At 62.7% G+C, this 5,729-nt stretch carries 7 protein-coding genes and 2 pseudogenes; 7 read left to right on the plus strand and 2 right to left on the minus strand.

Features of this window, described 5'->3' with window-relative positions; all coding sequences use genetic code 11:
* Positions 1-148, minus strand: a pseudogene (locus EN906_RS38385) (GDP-mannose pyrophosphatase); the annotation flags it as partial.
* 224 nt (positions 149-372) lie between these two features.
* On the opposite strand from EN906_RS38385, the gene EN906_RS20710 reads away from it, so the two are divergent.
* The 3 genes from EN906_RS20710 (at position 373) to EN906_RS20720 (ending at position 2,273) form a co-directional block, all read left to right on the plus strand.
* Positions 373-1,476: an NADH:flavin oxidoreductase/NADH oxidase gene (locus tag EN906_RS20710; RefSeq protein WP_127271606.1), complete on the plus strand. Its 1,104-nt coding sequence runs from the start codon at positions 373-375 to the stop codon at positions 1,474-1,476.
* 248 nt (positions 1,477-1,724) lie between these two features.
* Complete coding sequence (locus tag EN906_RS20715) at positions 1,725-2,003, plus strand: DUF982 domain-containing protein (RefSeq protein ID WP_013532012.1); 279 nt, start codon at positions 1,725-1,727, stop codon at positions 2,001-2,003.
* A 30-nt stretch (positions 2,004-2,033) separates the two neighbouring features.
* The gene (locus tag EN906_RS20720; RefSeq protein ID WP_013532013.1) at positions 2,034-2,273 is read left to right on the plus strand and encodes a DUF2188 domain-containing protein; all 240 of its coding nucleotides are present in this window, start codon (positions 2,034-2,036) and stop codon (positions 2,271-2,273) included.
* Positions 2,274-2,430: 157 nt separating this feature from the next.
* Here the strand turns inward: EN906_RS20720 and EN906_RS20725 are convergent, their stop codons facing one another.
* Positions 2,431-2,712, minus strand: a complete 282-nt coding sequence (locus EN906_RS20725; RefSeq protein WP_084016230.1) for a hypothetical protein — start codon at positions 2,710-2,712, stop codon at positions 2,431-2,433.
* A gap of 322 nt (positions 2,713-3,034) precedes the next feature.
* Between EN906_RS20725 and EN906_RS20730 the strand changes: the two genes are divergently transcribed.
* The 4 genes and pseudogenes from EN906_RS20730 to EN906_RS20745 form a co-directional block, all read left to right on the plus strand.
* Entirely contained in the window at positions 3,035-3,778 is a 744-nt protein-coding gene (locus EN906_RS20730; protein ID WP_127271427.1) for a competence/damage-inducible protein A, read from the plus strand.
* Positions 3,779-3,859: 81 nt separating this feature from the next.
* Positions 3,860-4,693: a universal stress protein gene (locus EN906_RS20735; RefSeq protein WP_127272270.1), complete on the plus strand. Its 834-nt coding sequence runs from the start codon at positions 3,860-3,862 to the stop codon at positions 4,691-4,693.
* Positions 4,694-4,825: 132 nt separating this feature from the next.
* Positions 4,826-5,326: a xanthine phosphoribosyltransferase gene (gene gpt / locus EN906_RS20740; protein ID WP_006200882.1), complete on the plus strand. Its 501-nt coding sequence runs from the start codon at positions 4,826-4,828 to the stop codon at positions 5,324-5,326.
* A 212-nt stretch (positions 5,327-5,538) separates the two neighbouring features.
* A pseudogene (locus EN906_RS20745) lies at positions 5,539-5,729 on the plus strand (NUDIX hydrolase); the annotation flags it as partial.

A 5,729-nucleotide genomic window follows, 5' to 3' on the forward strand; every position in this document is an offset into this window, starting at 1 on the left:
TCACCGCACCATCGCCGCGATCATAGGTCTGGCGAATTTGCGTCTCCCACTGCCCGTCGCGCCGGCGGTAGTCGAGGACGGTCTTCTTCAGGACGGCCCAGTCGTCGGAGAGGATTTCCTCCGAACGGACGCGAATACGATCTTCCATCGTGGTCTCCATGCAAAAGCGCGTCGCGCTTTATGCTCCTGTTTTATGCATGTCGCTCTCCCAAACCGGGCCACTTTTGGGCGCCATGCATTGCCGAGGCGTATCCGCGAACCGGCATTTCGGCAATCCCGTCAGTGATTGGTCCAGAACCCCTTTCACCGCCTCGTGTCTGGCGCAGGCGCCATCGGTCGCCTAAATAGCTGCGAACCCTCCCGGAGTTTCTCATGACAGCGTCGCTTTTCCAGTCGATCACCCTCGACGGCCTCACCTTCCCCAACCGCATCGCCGTCGCGCCGATGTGCCAGTATTCCGCCGACGACGGTTCGGCCAGTGACTGGCATCTCCATCACTGGATGAACCTCGCAATGTCCGGCGCCGGCATGGTCACGGTCGAGATGACCGATGTCGAGCGGCGCGGGCGTATCACCCATGGCTGCCTCGGCCTTTATTCCGAAGACAATGAGGCCGCCGCCCGCCGCGCACTGGACGCCGCACGACGCGTCGCCGCACCCGGCACGAAATTCGGCTCCCAACTCGCCCATGCCGGCCGCAAGGCTTCGAACCGCAAGCCGTGGGAAGGCGGCGGGCCACTGCAGCCAAATGAGGATCCCTGGCAGACCGTCTCCGCCTCGGTCATCCCCTACGACACCGGTTGGAACGTGCCGCACGCGCTGGAGGACGAGGAGATCCTGCAACTGATCGAGCGCTTCGCCGAAGCCGCAAGGCGGGCCGAACGCGCCGGCTTCGATTTCATCGAACTGCATGCCGCGCATGGCTATCTGATCTTCCAGTTCCTGTCGCCCTTGTCCAACCAGCGCACGGACCGCTGGGGCGGCTCGCTGGAAAACCGCATGCGTCTTGTCGTCGAGATCGCCAAGGCGGTGCGCAAGGCTACGCCAAAGCTGATGCTCGGCGCGCGGCTGTCGGTGATGGATTGGGTCGATGGCGGCTTCGACGTGGCGGACGCGATCGAAGTGGCCAAAGCGCTCAAGGACGAGGGCGTTGCCTATCTCTGCTGCTCGAGCGGCGGCAATTCGCCGTTGCAGAAATTGCCCACCGGCCCCGGCTATCAGGTGCATCTGGCGGAAGCGGTGCGCAAGGGTGCTGATATTCCGACCCGTGCCGTCGGCCTGATCGACGACCCCAAGCAGGCCGAAGCGATCCTCACCGAGGGCCGCGCCGACATGGTGGCGCTGGCGCGGGCCTTCCTGGCTGATCCGCGCTGGGGATGGCGTGCGGCGGCCACATTCAGCGAAACGATCCACCCGGCGCCGCAGCTTGCCCGTTCGGTGACCACGATGCAGCATTGGATGAAGGCGACGGGCTGAACGGTCCGCGCTCCCGACACGCGCGCCCTCCTGCCTCCAGACGGCCTGACGGTGCTCCGCTGCTATTCCGTCCGCAAGCTGTTGGCGTGGAGTGGGCGTGGCTGGGCTTGGGAGGAAACCTGTTCAGGGGCATTCTTGCCGGTTGCGGCGCAGACCGCAGGTGTAGAGCCTTCAAACAGCCTCTGAGACGTTTGGGCGCAGGCTGACGGCCATGGTTGCAACCAAATTGGCTGCTTTGCGTTGCGGCCATGATGGACAACAAACCTTTTGAAGTGCCGGTCGTCGTCGAACTTGGCCACGTCGGCAAATATCGCCACATCCGCAGCGCCCAGGAGGCCGCGGAATGCCTGATGACGGTGTGGCCGCTCAATCGCGGCCCGCGCCATCGTGATGCCCTCGACACTTGCCTCAAAGTGCTGGAAGGTTATCGTTCGACAGCGGATGCGCGCCGGGCGCTGATTGAAGCCGCCAAGGAATCGGAGGTGCTGGTGCCCGACGACAGACTGCCCGACGACCGGCTGCATTGAGCAGACGGACCTTTCAACCGGAGGTTTTCCATGGCGAAGCTGACTTACAAGATCGTCGAACATGACGGCGGCTGGGCCTACAAGGTCGGAGCGACCTTTTCCGAGACGTTCCCCACGCATCAGGACGCATTGCGTGCGGCCGAAATCGCCTCGGCCGAGCAGCAGGTCGCCGGAGCGACCGACGGCATCCAGTATGAGGACGCCGAAGGCAAATGGCACGAAGAACTGGCCGACGGCCGCGACCGGCCGCAGACAGAAGTGTCAGATTAATTCGCTTTCGCCGTTGATGTTGAGCGGTCCGGCAGGCGCCGACCGCAGCGCCGTCCGAGAGAGGACGCGCCAGCGGCCAGCGATTGGCCTTGCGGACTAGCCCTTGAACATGGCTTTCCAGAAAATCGGTATCCGCTTTTCGGAAATCGCGTTCTGGCTATTTGCCGCAATACTGATCGTTGACGTTTTGCCCAGCGTTAGCGTCCGGGCCTGGCGTGTTGTGGGCACATGGGCCTATCGCGCCGGTATTGCCTTGGGTGTTCAACCCGGAGCCGTCACTGATGCTTCCCGTGGTATAGGGATCGACAGTTGTCTGATCGTTGTTGCCGAATAGCCACCAGTCGCGATTGTTGGAATACCTGTCGTCCAGTGACTGCGCCATCGCCGATGTTGCGAGACCGATCGTCAGAACAGATGCTGCGAGAATTTTTGTAACCATTGAATCACTCCGTATCTTAGCCGCCTTGGTGCGACACTCATAAAACCCGGTAGTCAGCCGAATGGTTCCTTGAAATTGTCGTGAGGCTCAGGTGAGGCCCCTGACCAGCAAAGCCCGGCCGGCGATGCGCTCGATGAACGCGGCGGTTCGCTCCGGGACGACGAATTGCTGCATGTGCCCTATTCCCTCGAACGGTTCGAACCTAGATCCTTGACGTCATCGGCTCGCCTTGGCGGCGCGAAGATGACATTGCGGCTACCGTCGCGCCGCGCTATCTCAGATCACTCGCCTTCCCAGGCCACACGCCTTGCCGGAGCCTTCCATGCCTGAAATCGTGACCGCCGCCATGCTCGTCATTGGCGATGAGATTCTGTCCGGCCGAACCAAGGACAAGAACATCGGCCATCTCGCCGACATCATGACGGCGATCGGCATCGACCTGAAGGAAGTGCGTGTCGTCCCTGACGAGGAAGACGAGATCATCGCCGCGGTGAATGCCGTGCGCAGCCGTTACACCTATGTGTTCACCACCGGCGGCATCGGTCCGACGCATGACGACATCACGGCCGATTCCATATCCAAGGCTTTTGGCGTGCCTTGCGAATACGATGCCCGGGCCTATGCGATGCTGGAAGCAAGCTATGCCGCGCGTGGCATCGAATATACGCAGGCCCGCAAGCGCATGGCGCGGATGCCGCGCGGCGCCGATCTCATCGACAATCCGGTGTCGGTCGCACCTGGCTTCCGCATCGGCAACGTCCACGTCATGGCCGGCGTGCCATCGATTTTCCAGGCCATGCTCGACAATGTCGTGCCGACGCTGAAGGCCGGCACGAAGATGCTTTCGGCGACCGTGCCCTGCCCGTTCGGCGAAGGCCTCATCGGCGGGCCGTTGGGTGATATCCAGAAAGCGCATCCCGATACGATCATCGGCTCCTACCCGAAATATGGCGACGGCAAGTTCTGGACCGAGCTGGTCGTGCGTGCCCGCAGCCAGGAGGCGCTGGACGCCGCCCGCGCCGACGTCGAGGCGATGGTCGCCGGCTTCGCCAGCAATCCCGGCTGATCTGGTCCAGACCGGAACAAAGCACGACGCTGCAACGTTTCCCCGGCACGAGTTCGCCAGCTCGTAAATCGAGGGATTGTCATGCGATTCAAAACCATCGTCGCCATTCTGCAGAACGAGCAGGACGCCGAGCGCGTGCTCGACTGCGCCATTCCGCTCGCCACCCGGTTCCAGAGCCATCTGGTCGGCATCCATGCCGAAACACTTCCCGTGCCGTACACCTCGGCCACAGGCTTTCCGGACACCGAATTCCTGCAGGTTTCGGCAGATATGAACCGGGAACGGGCCGAGAAATTAAAGGCGCTGTTTCTCAGACATATCGAGGATTCCGGTCTTTCCTTCGAGTGGCGAAGCCTTGAGAGCTTTTCGGGTGACAGCGCGCTGACCGGGATTTCGAGCGTGCGGGCCGCCGACCTGATCATAGCGGCGCAGCGCGAAACGGGCGGCGATTCCAGCGCGGACGTGGACACGCTGGTCTACGATGCCGGCCGGCCGGTGCTGGTGGTGCCGCACGAGGGTCCGCTGATCACCACCTTCAAACGCGTCTTGCTCGCCTGGAACGGCAGCAAGGAAGCGGCGCGGGCCGCCTTCGACGCGCTGCCCTTCATCATCGAAGCCGAGAAGACTGACATATTGGTTATCGACCCTCCTGAAACGCTCGACGACAGCCCGGAGGCCGCCGGCGCCGAAATCGCGTCGGCGCTGTCGCGCCACGGCGCCACCGTCAGCGTCTCGGTGCAGCAGTCGGGCGGCAATTCGGTCGATGACATCATCCAGACCAGAATCGCGGAAACCGGCGCCGATCTGCTGGTGCTCGGCGCCTACAGCCATTCATGGCTGCGTCAGCTTCTGTTCGGCGGCGTGACGCGCAGCGTGCTGCGCACTGCGCCGGTGGCAGCCTTCCTGTCGCGGTAGGTCCACAGCGATCGCTGGCCCTTGCCTTTGCCAAGGCCCTTGCTCTTGCCAAGATGGGGGCTTTCCAGCTAATTCCGCGCGCATTCCCCTGTTTTCCTGCGCGCGATCCCCGCGTGCTGTGGAGTGCGCGACATGTCCCTTCCCGAAAAAGCCTTTCCGGTCTCCTGGGACCAATTCCATCGCGACGCCCGGGCGCTCGCCTGGCGGCTTGCCGGCGCCAACAAGGGACAATGGAAAGCGATCGTCTGCATTACGCGAGGCGGGCTGGTCCCCGCGGCGATCATCTCGCGTGAACTCGGCATCCGCGTCATCGAGACGGTCTGCGTCGCCTCCTATCACGACTATACCAGCCAGGGGCAGTTGCAGGTCCTCAAGGAGATCACCCCTGCCCTGCTCGCCGACGACGGCGCCGGCGTGCTGATCATCGACGACCTGACCGACACCGGCAAGACGGCCGGCATCGTGCGCGCGATGATGCCCAAGGCGCATTTCGCCACCGTCTATGCCAAGCCGAAAGGCCGGCCGCTGGTCGATACTTTCGTCACCGAAGTCAGCCAGGACACCTGGATCTATTTCCCGTGGGACATGGGCTTCACCTACCAGAAGCCGATCGCCGACGACCACGCCGGCTGATTCGCAACTACCTGCCTGTTACAGACCAGCAGCTTGCACCCGGGCATGATTGCTTTCGCAAACAGGTCCGGCAGGGCCGGATATTTAGCGAAATCGACGTCTATTGGCGGAAATCGGCCAGGCGAATGAAATTTTTTACTTTTATTGCCGACAATTAGCCGTAAGATTCGTGAGACGGCAAACGATTCCGGAGGCTGGGGCTAGCTTCTTCGATGTTGACGAGGCCAACGACACACAATCATCTGGCCGAAAGGGTCCGACGGCTCTTCGGCACGGCGCCGTGCCGCCTGCAGGTTGCCGCCCTGCCCTGGCGCGACGCGGGAGACGGCGTCGAAATCATGCTGATCACCAGCCGCGATACTGGCCGCTGGGTTTTGCCCAAGGGCTGGCCAGAGGCCAGGGA

The organism is Mesorhizobium sp. M7A.F.Ca.CA.004.06.1.1 (assembly GCF_003999135.1).
GTDB lineage: Bacteria > Pseudomonadota > Alphaproteobacteria > Rhizobiales > Rhizobiaceae > Mesorhizobium.